We start from the raw sequence: 16,890 nt of genomic DNA, 5'->3' as shown, positions 1-16,890 counted from the left end.
AAGCCCCTTTTAAAATTATTGCCGGGTGGCGCGAGGCGATCCCGGCTTACAATCGGTAATTAAGCGATGGTACGCTGAATTTCGATGATCTCGAACACTTCGATCATATCGCCAACGCGAACGTCGTTGTAGTTCTTCACGCCGATACCACATTCCATGCCGTTACGGACTTCGTTAACGTCATCTTTGAAGCGGCGCAGGGATTCCAGCTCGCCTTCGTAGATAACCACGTTGTCACGCAGTACGCGGATTGGGTTGTGACGCTTGATGTTACCTTCGGTAACCATACAGCCCGCGATCGCACCGAATTTCGGTGATTTGAACACGTCACGTACTTCAGCCAGACCGATGATCTGCTGTTTGAGCTCAGGAGACAGCATGCCGCTCATCGCTGCTTTCACTTCGTCGATCAGGTTATAGATGACGGAGTAGTAACGCAGATCCAGGCTTTCGGCTTCAATTACTTTACGCGCAGATGCATCCGCACGAACGTTGAAGCCAACCAGGATAGCGTTGGAGGCAGCAGCCAGGGTCGCGTCGGTTTCGGTGATACCACCTACGCCAGAACCGATGATCTTCACTTTCACTTCGTCGGTGGACAGTTTCAGCAAGGAGTCGGAGATCGCTTCCACAGAACCCTGAACGTCAGCTTTCAGAACGATGTTCACTTCGTGAACTTCGCCTTCGGTCATGTTGGCAAACATGTTCTCGAGTTTAGATTTCTGCTGACGAGCCAGTTTAACTTCACGGAATTTGCCCTGACGATACAGCGCAACTTCACGCGCTTTCTTCTCGTCACGCACAACGGTCACTTCGTCACCGGCAGCCGGAACACCGGACAGGCCCAGGATTTCCACCGGAATGGACGGACCCGCTTCCAGAACTTCCTGACCCAGTTCGTTACGCATCGCACGAACGCGGCCGTATTCGAAGCCACACAGAACGATGTCGCCCTTGTTCAGCGTACCTTCACGAACCAGAACGGTTGCAACCGGACCACGACCTTTATCCAGGAAGGATTCGATCACCGCGCCGCTCGCCATACCATTACGGATCGCTTTCAGCTCCAGTACTTCAGCCTGCAGCAGGATCGCGTTCAGCAGGTCATCGATACCGGTACCCGCTTTCGCAGATACTGGGATGAACTGCGCTTCACCGCCCCACTCTTCCGGCATAACGCCGTACTGAGACAGTTCGTTCTTCACGCGGTCCAGATCGGCTTCTGGCTTATCGATTTTGTTGACTGCAACAACCAGAGGCACCTGCGCCGCTTTCGCGTGCTGGATAGCTTCGATGGTCTGTGGCATCACGCCGTCGTCTGCGGCAACAACCAGTACAACGATATCCGTTGCCTGAGCACCACGAGCACGCATTGAGGTAAACGCTGCGTGGCCTGGGGTATCCAGGAAGGTGATCATGCCGTTTTCGGTTTCTACGTGGTAAGCACCGATGTGCTGGGTAATACCACCCGCTTCACCAGAGGCAACCTTAGTAGAACGAATGTAGTCAAGCAGAGAGGTTTTACCGTGGTCAACGTGACCCATGATGGTCACAACCGGTGCACGCGGTTCAGCCGCAGCGCCAGTATCACGGTCGCTCATTACTGCTTCTTCCAGCTCGTTTTCACGACGCAGGATAACTTTGTGGCCCATCTCTTCAGCAACCAGCTGTGCGGTTTCCTGGTCGATGACCTGGTTGATGGTCGCCATGGCGCCCAGTTTCATCATCGCTTTGATGACCTGAGAGCCTTTAACCGCCATCTTGTTCGCCAGATCGCCAACGGTGATGGTTTCGCCAATCACGACGTCACGGTTAACGGCCTGAGCAGGCTTCTGGAAGCTCTGCTGCAGCGCGGAACCTTTACGCTTACCGCCTTTACCGCCGCGAACAGCAGCGCGTGCTTCTTCACGGTCAGCTTTGGATTCAGCGTGCTTGTTGCCTTTTTTCGCCGGACGCGCTGCTTTTGCATTACGGCCACGGCCACGACCGCCTTCAACTTCACGGTCGTTATCATCTTCAGCCTGACGCGCATGCTGAGAAGTGGTCACGTGATAGTCGCTGGTGTCTTCAGTCGGCTCAACGGTATTCACACCATTCTTCTCGTTTTCTTCTGCCATACGGCGCGCTTCTTCGGCGACGCGGCGAGCTTCTTCTTCCAGCTTACGGCGGGCTTCTTCTTCCGCTTTACGCTTCAGCTCGGCAGCTTCATTTTCACGGCGGGCTTTTTCAGCCTGGGCGGTTTTGGTCATTTCGTCTGTCTGTTGATTGCTCACTTTGTCTTTTTCCGCAGCGTCACGCTTCACTTTATCACTTGCGTCGCGTTTCGCTTTTTCTGCGGCCTCACGTTCAGCTTTTAATTCTGCTTCACGTTTGGCGGTTGCTTCCGCCTCACGCTGAGCTTGTTCTTCCGCTTCACGCTGTGCCTGCTCTTCCGCGGCAAGGCGTTCTGCCTCTTGCGGATCACGTTTTACAAAGGTGCGCGTCTTGCGGACTTCAATTTGGACCGATTTGCTTTTGCCACCGGTACCAGGGATGTTTAACGTGCTACGCGTTTTGCGCTGCAGCGTTAACTTGTCAGGCGTAGAACCGTGTTCACGGTTCAGGTGCGTTAACAAGGTTTGTTTTTCTTGCGCGGTCACCGAGTCATCAGCGGACTTCGGGATCCCTGCATCAGCAAATTGCTGTACCAGGCGGTCCACGGAGGTCTGAATCTCAGCAGCCAGCGATTTTACAGTTACATCAGTCATGCTGTTCCTTCCTGCTACAGTTTATTACGCTTCGTCGCCGAACCAGCAAATATTACGTGCGGCCATGATGAGCTCGCCGGCTTTCTCGTCGGTTAAACCTTCGATATCAGCCAGGTCATCAACGCCTTGCTCAGCGAGATCTTCCAGCGTACAAACACCACGGGCAGCCAGCTTGAACGCAATCGCACGATCAAGACCTTCCAGATTCAGCAGGTCATCAGCCGGCTTCTTATCGCCAAGGCTTTCTTCCTGAGCCAGTGCCAGGGTGGTCAGTGCGTTTTTAGCGCGTTCACGCAGGGCTTCAACGGTTGGTTCATCCAGACCGTCAATTTCCAGCAGCTCTTTCATTGGCACATAGGCCAGTTCTTCCAGCGTAGAGAAACCTTCTTCAACCAGAACAGTGGCGAAGTCTTCGTCAATATCCAGGTATTTAGTGAAGGTATCGATCGCCGCATGGGCTTCAGCCTGATGCTTAGCCTGCAGGTCATCAACGGTCATTACGTTGAGTTCCCAGCCGCTCAGCTGTGACGCCAGGCGTACGTTCTGGCCGTTACGGCCGATTGCCTGCGCCAGGTTGCCCGCTTCAACAGCGATATCCATGGTGTGTTTGTCTTCGTCAACAACGATAGACGCCACATCAGCTGGAGCCATTGCGTTGATCACGAACTGCGCCGGGTTGTCATCCCACAGAACGATATCAATACGTTCGCCGCCCAGCTCAGTCGAAACTGCCTGAACGCGCGCACCGCGCATACCGACGCAAGCACCGACCGGGTCGATACGCTTGTCGTTGGTTTTCACCGCAATTTTCGCACGGGAGCCCGGATCGCGAGCCGCCGCTTTAATCTCGATAACTTCTTCACCGATTTCCGGCACTTCGATACGGAACAGTTCTACCAGCATTTCTGGTTTAGAACGGGTCACGAACAGCTGTGCACCACGCGCTTCAGGGCGAACGGCGTACAGAACACCGCGAATACGGTCGCCTGGGCGGAAGTTTTCACGCGGCAGCATATCTTCACGCAGGATCACGGCTTCAGCGTTACCCGGCAACCCTTCGGATTTGATCTCCAGGGAGATGTTGTCGCGGTTCACTTTCTTCACCACGCCGGTGATGATCTCGCCTTCCTGATCGCGGAACTGATCGACAACCAGCGCACGCTCGGCTTCGCGCACTTTCTGCACGATAACCTGTTTAGCGGTCTGAGTCGTGATACGGTCGAAGGTCACAGATTCAATCTGATCTTCTACGTACTCACCCACGTTCAGACTTTCGTCTTCAAAACGGGCAGCTTCCAGCGTGATCTCTTTGGTCGGCTGGGTCACTTCTTCAACGATTACCCAACGACGGAATGTATCGAAGTCACCGCTTTTACGATCGATTTCTACGCGAACATCGATCTCTTGTTCGTATTTTTTCTTGGTTGCTGTAGCCAGTGCACTTTCCAGCGCTTCGAAAATCTTCTCACGCGGCAGTGATTTCTCGTTGGAGACGGCTTCAACAACAGCCAAAATTTCTTTGTTCATCGCGGGCTTTTCACCTCAATCCAGACTGTTAAAAGTGGGGAACCAGGTTCGCCTTCTGGATATTACTCAGCGCGAACACTTCATCTTTGCCTTCGACTGTCACCGTGATCATTTCACCATCAACGGCTTTGATAATTCCCTGCCATTTACGGCGGTTCTGTACGGCCATACGCAGAACGAGAGCCACTTCTTCACCGGTAAAGCGCACATAGTGCTCGGCCGTGAACATCGGGCGATCGAGGCCAGGTGAGGAAACTTCCAGGTTGTACGCAACGGTAATCGGGTCTTCAACATCAAGAACCGCACTCACCTGGTGGCTGACATCAGCACAATCATCAACATTGATGCCATCTTCACTATCAATATAGATGCGCAGCGTCGATGTACGGCCGCGAACGAATTCGATGCCGACCAGTTCGTAGCCCAGTGCTTCGACCGGTGCAGTAATCATCTCTGTTAATTTTTGCTCTAATGTGGACAAGCCCACCCCCAAGACATAAAAAAAGGGCGTAAAGCCCAGTTATTCTGTAGTCAGATAACAAAAAACCCCGATAAATCGGGGCTTTAGATAACTGAACCCTATAGCCACAACTGTGGCCTGGAGCACTTTCCGAAAGAATTTTTTCAAATCCAGCTACGAAGGCTCTAAGTCTTCACAGTATATTTGAAAAAGAACTTTATGGGAAAGTGGTTGCGGGGGCCGGATTTGAACCGACGACCTTCGGGTTATGAGCCCGACGAGCTACCAGGCTGCTCCACCCCGCGCCTGAAACGTGGCAAATTCTACGCGTTTTGGACAGAATTTGCAAATAATGCTGGGATTTGGTACCGAAGACGGGACGTAAAATCGGCGTTTAGTATATTGATAGTTGACCCCACCTGTCAACCCAACTTCCGCCAGATCGATTAGACCAAAATTTTTACAAAAAACGCACGACTCTCTTCCGGTCTTCGCCAAAAGATGATTAAATGAATACTCACTTATTTTGCATAAAAATGCACAAGAGAGCGAAAGCGGTCTCTAATCAGTCAATCAAGCAGGGTTTTATTCTATGACGACGATTCTCAAGCATCTTCCGGTTGGACAACGTATTGGCATCGCTTTCTCAGGTGGCCTGGATACCAGCGCTGCACTGCTGTGGATGCGCCAGAAGGGAGCGGTTCCGTACGCCTATACTGCGAACCTGGGTCAGCCGGATGAGGACGACTATGATGCCATTCCTCGTCGCGCTAAAGAGTATGGTGCAGAGAACGCGCGCCTGATTGACTGCCGTAAGCAACTGGTCGCTGAAGGTATCGCGGCTATTCAGTGCGGTGCGTTCCATAACACCACCGGCGGCCTGACCTATTTCAACACCACCCCGCTGGGCCGTGCGGTCACCGGCACCATGCTGGTTGCGGCGATGAAAGAAGACGGCGTCAACATCTGGGGTGACGGTAGCACCTATAAAGGTAACGATATTGAACGTTTCTATCGTTATGGCCTGCTGACCAACGCCGAACTGCAGATCTACAAGCCGTGGCTGGATACCGACTTCATCGACGAACTGGGTGGCCGTCATGAAATGTCCGAGTTTATGATCGCCTGCGGCTTCGACTATAAGATGTCAGTCGAGAAGGCCTACTCCACCGACTCCAACATGCTGGGTGCGACGCACGAAGCGAAAGACCTGGAATTCCTGAACTCCAGCGTGAAGATCGTTAACCCGATCATGGGCGTGAAGTTCTGGGACGAGAACGTAAAAATCCAGGCTGAAGAAGTGACCGTGCGTTTCGAACGCGGCCATCCGGTTGCGCTGAACGGTAAAACCTTCTCTGATGATGTTGAGCTGATGCTGGAAGCTAACCGTATTGGCGGTCGTCACGGTCTGGGCATGAGCGATCAGATTGAAAACCGTATCATCGAAGCGAAAAGCCGTGGCATCTATGAAGCCCCGGGAATGGCACTGCTGCACATCGCTTACGAGCGTCTGCTGACCGGCATTCACAACGAAGACACCATTGAGCAGTATCACTCTCATGGCCGTCAGCTGGGTAAACTGCTGTATCAGGGCCGCTGGTTCGATCCACAGGCGCTGATGCTGCGTGATGCGCTGCAGCGTTGGGTGGCAAGCGCGATCACCGGTGAAGTGACGCTGGAGCTGCGTCGCGGCAACGACTACTCCATCCTGAACACCGTGTCTGACAACCTGACCTATAAAGCAGAGCGTCTGACCATGGAGAAAGGTGAATCCGTGTTCTCACCGGACGATCGTATTGGTCAGCTGACCATGCGTAACCTGGACATCACCGATACCCGCGAGAAGCTGTTCAACTATGTTGAGAATGGCCTGCTCTCCGCCAGTTCAGGTAACGGTCTGCCGCAGGTTGAAAACCTGGAGCACAGCGATAAGAAGTAATCGCTGACGTAACGTGCAAAAGGCGCCCACAGGGCGCCTTTTTTATTTTGATTTTCGTAGGCCCGGTAAGCGCAGCGCCACCGGGCAACATGGCGGTTGACGCATGCGCTTACCCGCCCTACAAAAGATCGGAGATCTCGCAGTCTACAGACGAAAAAAAAGACGTCTTTCGACGTCTTTCTTCTGGAATATTGGTACCGAGGATGGGACTCGAACCCACAAGCCCGTTAGGGCACTACCACCTCAAGGTAGCGTGTCTACCAATTCCACCACCTCGGTACAGAATACTTAGTGCGGGATATCGCTGCTTGGCTTAGCCGGTGCAGCTGGCTGAGTTTGCTCAGTTTTCGCTGGCGCGCTCAGATTTTCCCACTCGCTTCCTTTGCTGGTCTTGTTGCTGTTGATATTGCCAAGCACCAGACTGATGATGAAGAACAGCGTAGCCAGAATCGCCGTTGTGCGGGTCATGAAGTTCGCAGAACCACTTGAACCGAACAGCGTACCGGAAGCGCCTGCTCCGAAGGAGGCTCCCATATCAGCGCCTTTACCTTGCTGCAGCATGATCAGCGCTACGAGAGCGATGGCTACAATAAGGAAAATAACTAAAAGAGCTTCGTACATAATCAACCTGTTCCTTGCGGATTTGCCGCATACCAATGCTTCGACCAATTAGCAGGATTTTTGTTTCCCACTGAAGCGGGTGTGAATACTAACCAAAGCGAATGACCTTCGCAAGGGCATTTTTGACGCATTGTATCAACTGCGGAAAAAAACAGCAAAAAGCCATTAATTGCTTAAAACAAAGGCGACAACAGCCGCCTTTTTATACATTTAGCGTGCACAATTATGCAGCTTTCACAGCGTCCGCAATACGGTGAGCAAATTCGGTTACCTGCGCTTCGTCTTCACCTTCCACCATCACGCGGATCAGCGGTTCAGTACCGGACTTACGCAGCAGCACGCGTCCACGATTGCCCAGGGCCGCTTCAACGTCAGCCATCACCGCTTTGACGTTCTCGTTTTCCAGCGGATCGCCTTTACCGGCAGTGAAGCGTACGTTTACCAGGATCTGTGGGAACATTTTCATCCCGCTGCACAGATCGTGCAGGCTCATATGGTTGCGCGCCATCGCGGCAACCACCTGCAGCGCGGCCACGATACCGTCACCGGTGGTGGTTTTATCGAGCAGGATCACGTGACCCGAGTTTTCTGCACCGATGCGCCAGCCTTTCTCCTGCAGTTTTTCCAGCACATAGCGGTCACCGACTTTCGCGCGGACAAACGGAATACCGAGCTGTTTCAGCGCCAGTTCCAGGCCCATGTTACTCATCAGCGTGCCCACCGCACCGCCGCGCAGCTGGCCCTGACGCAGGCCCTCACGGGCAATGATGTAGAGGATCTGATCGCCGTCGACCTTGTTACCTTCGTGGTCGACCATGATCACGCGGTCACCGTCGCCGTCCAGCGCAATGCCCAGGTCGGCTTTCTCTGCCAGAACACGCGCCTGCAGGGCACGAACGTCAGTTGCGCCCACCTGCTCGTTAATGTTCAGACCATCCGGCTCGCAGCCAATGGTGATGACTTTCGCACCCAGTTCGCGGAAGACATTCGGGGCGATGTGATAGGTCGCGCCATTAGCACAGTCCACCACAATTTTGAGGTGAGCAAGGCTTAGCTCATTCGGGAAGGTGCCTTTACAGAATTCGATATAACGGCCCGCCGCATCAACGATACGGTTCGCTTTACCCAGCTCTGCGGAATCAACGCAGGTGATCTCTTTTTCCATTTCGGCTTCAATGGCTTCTTCCACGTCATCCGGGAGCTTGGTGCCGTCAATGGAGAAGAATTTAATGCCGTTGTCGTAGAACGGGTTGTGAGAAGCCGAGATGACAATCCCCGCTTCCGCACGGAAGGTACGCGTTAGATACGCGACTGCAGGCGTTGGCATTGGGCCCGTAAAGGACGCGGACAGTCCAGCCGCCGCCAGACCCGCTTCCAGCGCTGACTCCAGCATATAGCCGGAAATACGGGTATCTTTACCGATAATGATCTTACGGGAACCATGACGCGCCAGCACTTTGCCAGCAGCCCAGCCGAGCTTCAGGACAAAATCAGGGGTGATGGGAGCATCGCCTACACGCCCACGGATACCATCGGTACCAAAATACTTACGATTACTCATAGCGTTTGTTTTCCTTCGCTGCCAGTGTGGCTTCCACCACACGCATGGCTTCTACTGTTTCTTTGACGTCATGGACACGAATAATGTGTGCGCCCTGCATCGCCGCAATCACCGCGCAGGCCAGGCTGCCGCTCAGGCGTTCGCTCGGCCCCACGTTCAGCAACTGCCCAATCATCGACTTTCTCGACATCCCCACCAGCAGCGGCAGGTCAAAGTGATGGAATTCCGATAAGCGCGCAAGCAACGCATAATTGTGGGAGAGATTTTTACCGAAACCGAACCCCGGGTCGAGCAACAATTTCTCTTTTGGGATACCTGCACGTTCGCAGCGCGCAATATGTTCAATAAAGAAGCGATTCACGTCGGCAAAAACATCATCATACTTCGGTGCTTCCTGCATGGTTTTCGGCTGACCCTGCATATGCATCAGGCATACCGGTAACCCGGTCTCTGCCGCGGCTTCCAGTGCGCCAGGCTCGGTGAGTGAGCGAATATCATTGATAATGTGAGCGCCCACTCTCGCCACTTCACGAATCACTTCTGGTTTAGAGGTATCAACGGAGATCCATACTTCAAACCGCTGCGCGATAGCTTCAACCACCGGCACCACGCGCGCCAGCTCTTCTTCCACAGACACGTCCGCCGCACCAGGACGCGTCGATTCGCCGCCCACGTCAATAATGGTGGCACCCGCATTAATCATTAAATTCGCGTGCTTAACCGCCTCGATAAGCGTGTTATGCGTGCCGCCGTCAGAGAAAGAGTCAGGGGTAACATTCAGGATCCCCATCACATGGGGATGCGAAAGATCGAGATGCGAGTCCTGAGCGAATAATTTCATGGCGAAATCCCTGGTATCTATATCGTTAAACAGAAATGAAAAACCCCGGAGCAAGCTCCAGGGTTTGAGGTACAGACAAACGCTTCAACAGCAGTGACTTACTTATCGCCCAACTGTTCTGACATGGTGTTGCCCGGGTTTGGCGTACGCGGTTCATCAACCGGACGCGGCGCACGCGGGGTGCCATTGTTGTCAGAATTATTGGAAGCGCCTGGGTCTTCCCAGCCTGCTGGCGGACGCACTTCACGGCGCGCCATCAGGTCGTCAATCTGCGGTGCATCGATGGTCTCATATTTCATGAGCGCATCTTTCATCGAATGCAGGATGTCCATATTGTCGGTCAGGATCTGGCGTGCACGTGCGTAGTTACGCTCTACCAGAGATTTTACTTCCTGGTCGATGATACGAGCCGTCTCATCGGACATATGTTTCGCTTTAGCCACAGAACGGCCCAGGAATACTTCACCCTCTTCCTCTGCATACAGCAGCGGACCGAGTTTGTCGGAGAAGCCCCACTGCGTCACCATGTTACGCGCCAGGTTTGTCGCAACTTTAATGTCGTTGGACGCACCGGTAGAAACATGTTCCACACCGTAGATAATCTCTTCTGCCAGACGACCGCCGTACAGGGTCGAAATCTGGCTTTCCAGCTTCTGACGGCTGGCGCTGATCGCATCGCCTTCAGGCAGGAAGAAGGTCACACCCAGCGCACGGCCGCGCGGAATAATCGTCACTTTATGCACCGGATCGTGTTCCGGCACGAGGCGACCGATAATCGCGTGACCCGCTTCGTGGTATGCCGTGGACTCTTTCTGCGCTTCCGTCATCACCATGGAGCGACGTTCCGCACCCATCATGATTTTGTCTTTCGCTTTCTCAAACTCCACCATCGATACGACGCGCTTGTTACCGCGAGCGGCAAACAGAGCTGCTTCGTTGACCAGGTTCGCCAGGTCCGCACCGGAGAAGCCCGGGGTACCGCGCGCAATGATTGCCGCGTCGATATCTGGCGCCAGCGGTACGCGACGCATGTGAACTTTCAGAATCTGTTCACGACCGCGAACGTCCGGCAGACCCACAACAACCTGACGGTCGAAACGGCCTGGACGCAGCAGCGCGGGGTCAAGTACGTCCGGACGGTTAGTTGCCGCGATAACGATGATACCTTCGTTACCTTCGAAGCCGTCCATCTCAACCAGCATCTGGTTCAGCGTCTGTTCACGTTCATCGTGACCACCGCCCAGACCCGCGCCACGCTGGCGGCCTACGGCGTCGATTTCATCGATGAAGATAATGCACGGAGCTGCCTTTTTGGCCTGCTCGAACATGTCACGCACACGAGATGCACCGACACCCACGAACATTTCAACGAAGTCAGAACCTGAAATAGTAAAGAACGGCACCTTCGCTTCGCCCGCGATGGCTTTCGCCAGCAGGGTTTTACCGGTACCCGGAGGGCCAACCATCAGCACGCCTTTCGGGATCTTACCGCCCAGCTTCTGGAAACGGCTCGGTTCACGCAGGTACTCAACCAGTTCACCCACCTCTTCTTTCGCTTCGTCACAACCGGCGACGTCAGCGAAGGTGGTCTTGATCTGGTCTTCCGTCAGCATACGCGCCTTGCTCTTACCGAACGACATGGCACCTTTGCCACCGCCGCCCTGCATCTGGCGCATAAAGAAGATCCAGACGCCGATAAGAAGCAGCATCGGGAACCAGGAAATGAAGATAGAAGCCAGCAGGCTTGGTTCTTCTGGCGGCTCACCTACCACCTTGACGTTTTTGGTCAGAAGGTTATCAAGCAGCTTAGGATCGTTCACCGGGATGTAAGTCGTGTAACGGTTACTATCTTTCTTGGTAACGTTGATCTCACGTCCGTTGATACGCGCTTCGCGAACCTGGTCCTGATTGACCTCCTGCAGGAAGGTAGAATAATCCACCTTGCGGCCATTTGACTCGCTGGGCCCAAAGCTCTGGAATACTGACATCAGCACAACGGCAATGACCAGCCAGAGTATTAGGTTTTTCGCCATGTCACTCAAGGGATTAACCTCATATTACAACTGTGTTAAAAACAGCGTCAGGATACTCTATATCCAGTTTCATTCAAACTTTCGCCTGAAATCTACCGGTTATCATTTTCGCCCGGTCGCTACAATATACACTTCTCGGGAACGGGCCCGGGAAGAGTCCGGCTTACGAACTTTAACCTTCGCAAACAGGGAGCGAATTTCCTTAAGATACTCCTCGAAACCTTCGCCCTGAAACACCTTCACAACAAAACTACCACCAGGCGCTAGTACATCACGACACATTTCTAACGCTAGCTCCACCAGATACATGGCGCGGGGGATATCCACCGCCGGTGTTCCGCACATATTTGGTGCCATATCAGACATGACAACCTGGACCTTACTGTCACCTACACGATCAAGTAACGCTTTCAGCACTAATTCATCACGAAAGTCACCTTGAAGGAAGTCGACACCGACGATGGGATCCATTGGTAAAAGATCGCACGCGATGATTCGGCCCGTTCCGCCGATCTGCGTTACCGCATACTGGGACCATCCGCCAGGTGCCGCACCGAGGTCAACAACCGTCATCCCCGGCTTAAAAAGTTTGTCACTTTGCTGTATTTCATCAAGTTTAAACCAGGCACGGGAACGCAACCCCTTTTTCTGTGCCTGTTGAACATATTTATCGCTAAAGTGTTCCTGAAGCCAGCGGCTGGAGCTGGCAGAACGCTTTTTACCTGTCATTTAACATTTCCGTCCTGGTTCATCGTTACCTGCCTGTGACGTAAATTTCTACGCAGCTATTTGGCGATATAAGGGAGATGGCGGTAGAATGAACCGTTTTCAATCCCAACGTAAGCAAAAATATACGATGAATCTGAGTACTAAACAAAAACAGCACCTTAAAGGTCTGGCACATCCGCTCAAGCCTGTAGTGATGCTTGGCAACAATGGTTTGACCGAAGGGGTGCTTGCCGAGATTGAACAAGCGCTGGAACACCACGAGCTGATCAAGGTGAAAATCGCCTCTGAAGACAGAGACACTAAAAACCTGATCGTGGAAGCCATCGTGCGCGAAACCGGCGCCTGTAATGTACAGGTCATCGGTAAAACGCTGGTGCTCTACCGCCCATCTAAAGAGCGTAAAATCTCGCTGCCACGCTAAGGATATCCTGAATCAAACACATTTTCTGTGTGAAACGAGGGATTTCTGTCAGCAGGCGAGCAAAATGCCATGCTCCTTGAGTTGATAAAAGGCCGCTATGCGGCCTTTTTCTTTTCTTTACAATGTATCAACATCTTAGTAGAGAAGCGAATTACAGGTATTCAACCTTAATAATTTCGTATTCCACTTCACCGCCAGGGGTGCGAATGGTGACAACATCGTCCTGCTCTTTGCCAATCAGGCCGCGAGCAATCGGGGAGTTCACTGAAATCAGGTTCTGTTTGAAGTCTGCTTCATCATCACCCACGATGCGATAGGTCTGCTCTTCGTCGTTGTCCAGGTTCAGCACGGTCACGGTAGAACCAAAGATCACACGCCCGTTGTTAGGCATTTTGGTGATATCGATAACCTGTGCATTGGACAGTTTTGCTTCGATATCTTTAATACGCCCTTCACAGAAGCCCTGCTGCTCACGCGCGGCGTGGTATTCAGCATTCTCTTTCAGGTCGCCATGCTCGCGCGCATCCGCGATAGCGGCGATGATTTCAGGGCGACGCACGGATTTCAGGAAATCCAGCTCTTCGCGCAGTTTTTCGGCACCACGTAAGGTCATCGGAATAGCTTGCATTTGTTATACCTCTTAAACATTCCTGTTGGGAGCAGTGTTCCCTGCTCCTGCCCCCCTAAGCGGGCAAGAAGCAAAAAGAAAACCGACCCGGGAGCAATGCCCCAGGTCAGCAGCAATTTTTCAATTTGATATGCATTTTACCGCGAAGTTCACTATGGGTCATCGTTTACTTTGCAGTGCCATGCACCGTAGTATGACGGTTTGTTTTCGGGTTGTTAGCGCGAGATTATGCGATTTTCCAGATTTATCATCGGATTGACTACCAGTATAACGTTCACCGCCCAGGCCGCGAATGTTGATGAGTACATTAATCAGCTCCCCGCAGGCGCGAACCTTGCCCTGATGGTGCAGAAGGTTGGCGCACAGGCTCCCGAGATTGACTATCACAGTCAACAGATGGCGCTGCCTGCCAGTACCCAAAAGGTGATCACTGCCCTCGCCGCCCTGCTCCAGCTCGGGCCTGACTTCCGTTTTACGACCACACTCGAGACCAAAGGTAACGTCGAGGGTGGCGAACTGAAAGGCGATCTTATCGCCCGTTTTGGCGGCGATCCGACCTTTAAGCGCCAGGATATCCGCAATATGGTTGCGGTACTGAAAAAATCTGGCGTGCAGAAAATTGATGGCAATGTACTGATCGACACGTCCATCTTTGCCAGCCACGATAAAGCCCCAGGCTGGCCGTGGAACGACATGACCCAATGTTTTAGCGCCCCGCCCGCCGCCGCAATCGTTGACCGTAACTGCTTCTCGGTTTCGCTTTACAGCGCGCCAAAGCCAGATGATTTAGCGTTTATCCGCATAGCGTCCTACTACCCGGTCACAATGTTTAGCCAGGTCCGCACGCTGGCGAAAGGCTCCCCGGATGCGCAATATTGTGAACTGGACGTCGTGCCGGGCGATCTTAACCGCTTCACGCTTACCGGCTGCCTGACGCAGCGCGCCGATCCGCTGCCGCTGGCCTTTGCGATACAGGATGGAGCAAGCTACGCGGGTGCCATTCTGAAAGATGAGCTGAAACAAGCGGGCATAACCTACACCGGCACGCTGCTTCGCCAGACGCAGGTTAACCAGCCCGGCACGGTCATCGCCAGCAAACAGTCTCCTCCGCTGCACGATTTACTGCGAATCATGCTGAAAAAGTCGGACAACATGATTGCCGACACCGTGTTCCGCATGATTGGCCACGCGCGTTTCGGCGTGCCGGGAACCTGGCGCGCGGGCTCAGACGCCGTTCGTCAGATCCTGCGCCAGCAGGCCGGGATCGAGCTGGGTAATACCATCGCCGTCGATGGCTCCGGATTATCGCGTCATAATTTGATCTCTCCGGCCACGATGATGCAAGTGCTTCAGTACATTGCCCAACATGACACTGAGCTAAACTTTATTTCGATGCTGCCACTTGCCGGGCATGACGGTTCGCTTCAGTATCGGGCAGGGCTTCATGCTGCGGGTGTTGATGGCAAAGTGTCAGCGAAAACAGGTTCACTGCAGGGGGTTTATAACCTTGCAGGCTTTATCACCACAGCCAGCGGACAACGCATGGCATTCGTGCAGTATCTTTCCGGCTATGCCGTCGAACCGACCGACCAGCGCAATCGTCGTATTCCGCTTGTTCGCTTCGAAAGCAGGCTTTATAAGGACATCTACCAGAATAACTAGCGATGAAACTACTCATAGTTGAAGACGATCTGTTATTGCAGGAAGGGCTGGCGCTGGGGCTGGCTAATGAAGGGTATGCCCTCGACTGCGCTGGCACCGCAGCGGAGGCGGACGCCCTGATCCAGAGCGGCGAATACAGTCTGGTGATCCTCGATTTGGGCTTGCCTGATAAAGACGGCGCCACGCTGCTCAGCCAGTGGCGACGCCGCGGTATCGCCAACCCGGTGTTGATCCTGACGGCGCGCGATGCCATTGAGGATCGTATCACGGGCCTCGACGCAGGCGCAGATGATTACCTGGTGAAGCCTTTTGCGCTTGCGGAGCTGCAGGCGAGAGTGCGGGCGTTGATTCGCCGCTATCAGGGCCATAGCGATAACTTGCTGACCGACGGCGATATTACGCTGAATCTGCAAACCCAGCAGGTACTGCGCCGGGACCAGGCGGTAGAGGTGACGCCAAAAGAGTTCGCCCTGCTTACGCGTCTGATCATGCGCAGCGGGCAAACGGTGCACAGAGAGACGCTCCAGCAGGATATCTACTCCTGGCAGGACGATCCTGGGTCAAATACCCTGGAAGTTCACATCCATAACCTGCGTCGCAAGCTCGGCAAGGACAGAATCAAAACCGTCCGTGGCGTTGGCTATCGCCTTGAGAGCCAGAAATGAACAGCATGCGTCGGCGTTTAATGGTGCTGCTGGCGGTCATTCTCTTATTTTTCCAGCTGATAAGCGTCATCTGGCTGTGGCATGAAAGCCGCGAGCAGATCGGTTTTCTGGTGAATGAAACGCTGTCGGCAAAAGCCCGTAATAACCATGTCGAAAAAGAGATCCGCGAAGCGATTGCTTCCCTTCTCGTCCCTTCTCTGGTGATGGTAGGCTTTACGCTGTTTTTCTCTTTCTGGGCAGTCACCTGGATAACCCGACCGCTGAATAAACTGCGTGACAGCCTGGCTAACCGTTCGGCAGATAACTTAACTCCGCTTCCTATGTATTCCGACATGGAAGAAATCGGCGCGGTGACAACCTCCCTGAACCAGCTGCTCGCCCGGCTGGACAATACCATTCAGCAGGAGCGTCTCTTCACCGCTGACGCCGCGCACGAGCTTCGAACGCCCCTTGCTGGTATCCGGCTCCATCTGGAGCTTATGGCGCAGTCAGGCGCACCACAGGCCGCGACGTTAATTAGCCGTATCGATCAGCTCATGCATACCGTTGAGCAACTGCTGATGCTGGCCCGTGCCGGACAGGCAATGGCCAGCGGACACTACGAAACCGTGAGCTGGACGGAAAATATCATTGAACCTCTCGGCCTGGGCCATGAAGCCAAAGAGCATACGGTGATTTGGCCCGCTAAAAGCGCGCTCACGGTTCAGGGAGACGCCGTGCTCCTGCGTCTGATGCTGCGCAACCTGCTGGAGAATGCCGGGCGCTACAGCCCGGCAGGGACAACGATTACAGTGACATTAACCGGGGTCGACGGGGGGACGCAGATCGGCGTGATCGATCAGGGGCCCGGTATTGATGACGCGCACCGACAGTCAATTACCGAGCCATTCCGCCGTCTTGACCAGCGCTACGGTGGCAGCGGTCTGGGGCTGAGTATCGTGCAGCGCATCGTGCAGCTCCACCACGGCAGGCTGACGCTTGAGAATGGCGCTGAAGGTGGTTTGATCGCCAGCTGCTGGCTACCCGCAACGCTGGAATAAAAAAAGCCCCCATAAT

The 16,890-nt window shown here is 53.7% G+C and carries 14 protein-coding genes and 2 tRNA genes; 5 read left to right on the top strand and 11 right to left on the bottom strand.

Annotated features, from left to right (window positions below; all coding sequences use genetic code 11):
* Positions 1-59 precede the first annotated feature (59 nt).
* The 4 genes from infB to ACERY3_RS20395 form a co-directional block, all read right to left on the bottom strand.
* The gene (infB, locus tag ACERY3_RS20410) at positions 60-2,747 is read right to left on the bottom strand and encodes a translation initiation factor IF-2 (protein WP_029739629.1); all 2,688 of its coding nucleotides are present in this window, start codon (positions 2,745-2,747) and stop codon (positions 60-62) included.
* Positions 2,748-2,771: 24 nt separating this feature from the next.
* The gene (nusA, locus tag ACERY3_RS20405; protein WP_029739628.1) at positions 2,772-4,274 is read right to left on the bottom strand and encodes a transcription termination factor NusA; all 1,503 of its coding nucleotides are present in this window, start codon (positions 4,272-4,274) and stop codon (positions 2,772-2,774) included.
* Between the two features lie 28 nt (positions 4,275-4,302).
* Positions 4,303-4,755 carry a ribosome maturation factor RimP gene (gene rimP / locus ACERY3_RS20400; RefSeq protein ID WP_014833432.1) on the bottom strand — a complete coding sequence of 151 codons (453 nt, stop codon included), beginning with the start codon at positions 4,753-4,755 and terminating at the stop codon, positions 4,303-4,305.
* 207 nt (positions 4,756-4,962) lie between these two features.
* A tRNA-Met gene (locus ACERY3_RS20395) sits at positions 4,963-5,039 on the bottom strand.
* A gap of 287 nt (positions 5,040-5,326) precedes the next feature.
* Here ACERY3_RS20395 and argG point away from each other — a divergent pair.
* Positions 5,327-6,673: an argininosuccinate synthase gene (gene argG / locus ACERY3_RS20390; RefSeq protein WP_024906366.1), complete on the top strand. Its 1,347-nt coding sequence runs from the start codon at positions 5,327-5,329 to the stop codon at positions 6,671-6,673.
* Between the two features lie 192 nt (positions 6,674-6,865).
* Here the strand turns inward: argG and ACERY3_RS20385 are convergent.
* From ACERY3_RS20385 to rlmE, 6 genes are all read right to left on the bottom strand, one after another.
* A tRNA-Leu gene (locus ACERY3_RS20385) sits at positions 6,866-6,952 on the bottom strand.
* Positions 6,953-6,961: 9 nt separating this feature from the next.
* On the bottom strand, positions 6,962-7,294 hold the full coding sequence (gene secG, locus ACERY3_RS20380) for a preprotein translocase subunit SecG (RefSeq protein WP_058841638.1): 333 nt from the start codon (positions 7,292-7,294) through the stop codon (positions 6,962-6,964).
* A gap of 223 nt (positions 7,295-7,517) precedes the next feature.
* A complete protein-coding gene (gene glmM, locus ACERY3_RS20375) occupies positions 7,518-8,855 on the bottom strand; it encodes a phosphoglucosamine mutase (RefSeq protein ID WP_023309339.1) in 1,338 nt (445 codons plus the stop codon).
* Complete coding sequence (gene folP / locus ACERY3_RS20370) at positions 8,848-9,696, bottom strand: dihydropteroate synthase (protein WP_023309340.1); 849 nt, start codon at positions 9,694-9,696, stop codon at positions 8,848-8,850. The genes glmM and folP overlap by 8 nt, the downstream gene beginning before the upstream one ends.
* A gap of 98 nt (positions 9,697-9,794) precedes the next feature.
* Complete coding sequence (ftsH, locus tag ACERY3_RS20365; RefSeq protein ID WP_029739626.1) at positions 9,795-11,729, bottom strand: ATP-dependent zinc metalloprotease FtsH; 1,935 nt, start codon at positions 11,727-11,729, stop codon at positions 9,795-9,797.
* Between the two features lie 102 nt (positions 11,730-11,831).
* A complete protein-coding gene (gene rlmE / locus ACERY3_RS20360) occupies positions 11,832-12,458 on the bottom strand; it encodes a 23S rRNA (uridine(2552)-2'-O)-methyltransferase RlmE (RefSeq protein WP_003861812.1) in 627 nt (208 codons plus the stop codon).
* A 127-nt stretch (positions 12,459-12,585) separates the two neighbouring features.
* Between rlmE and yhbY the strand changes: the two genes are divergently transcribed.
* On the top strand, positions 12,586-12,879 hold the full coding sequence (gene yhbY, locus ACERY3_RS20355) for a ribosome assembly RNA-binding protein YhbY (RefSeq protein WP_003861814.1): 294 nt from the start codon (positions 12,586-12,588) through the stop codon (positions 12,877-12,879).
* A gap of 151 nt (positions 12,880-13,030) precedes the next feature.
* Here yhbY and greA read toward each other — a convergent pair whose 3' ends face one another.
* Entirely contained in the window at positions 13,031-13,507 is a 477-nt protein-coding gene (greA, locus tag ACERY3_RS20350) for a transcription elongation factor GreA (RefSeq protein ID WP_014171793.1), read from the bottom strand.
* Between the two features lie 228 nt (positions 13,508-13,735).
* Between greA and dacB the strand changes: the two genes are divergently transcribed.
* The 3 genes from dacB to pmrB are packed head-to-tail and all read left to right on the top strand — an operon-like array spanning position 13,736 to position 16,874.
* Positions 13,736-15,169, top strand: a complete 1,434-nt coding sequence (dacB, locus tag ACERY3_RS20345; RefSeq protein WP_032659718.1) for a serine-type D-Ala-D-Ala carboxypeptidase — start codon at positions 13,736-13,738, stop codon at positions 15,167-15,169.
* 2 nt (positions 15,170-15,171) lie between these two features.
* The gene (pmrA, locus tag ACERY3_RS20340) at positions 15,172-15,834 is read left to right on the top strand and encodes a two-component system response regulator PmrA (RefSeq protein ID WP_033146744.1); all 663 of its coding nucleotides are present in this window, start codon (positions 15,172-15,174) and stop codon (positions 15,832-15,834) included.
* Positions 15,831-16,874 (top strand): two-component system sensor histidine kinase PmrB, encoded by a 1,044-nt coding sequence (pmrB, locus tag ACERY3_RS20335; RefSeq protein WP_048981187.1) that lies wholly within the window; start codon positions 15,831-15,833, stop codon positions 16,872-16,874. The genes pmrA and pmrB overlap by 4 nt, the downstream gene beginning before the upstream one ends.
* Positions 16,875-16,890: the final 16 nt, after the last annotated feature.

The organism is Enterobacter cloacae complex sp. ESBL7, from assembly GCF_041679625.1.
In the GTDB taxonomy this organism is placed as follows: Bacteria; Pseudomonadota; Gammaproteobacteria; order Enterobacterales; family Enterobacteriaceae; genus Enterobacter; species Enterobacter asburiae_B.
This window is presented reverse-complemented; position numbering and strand designations above follow the sequence as displayed.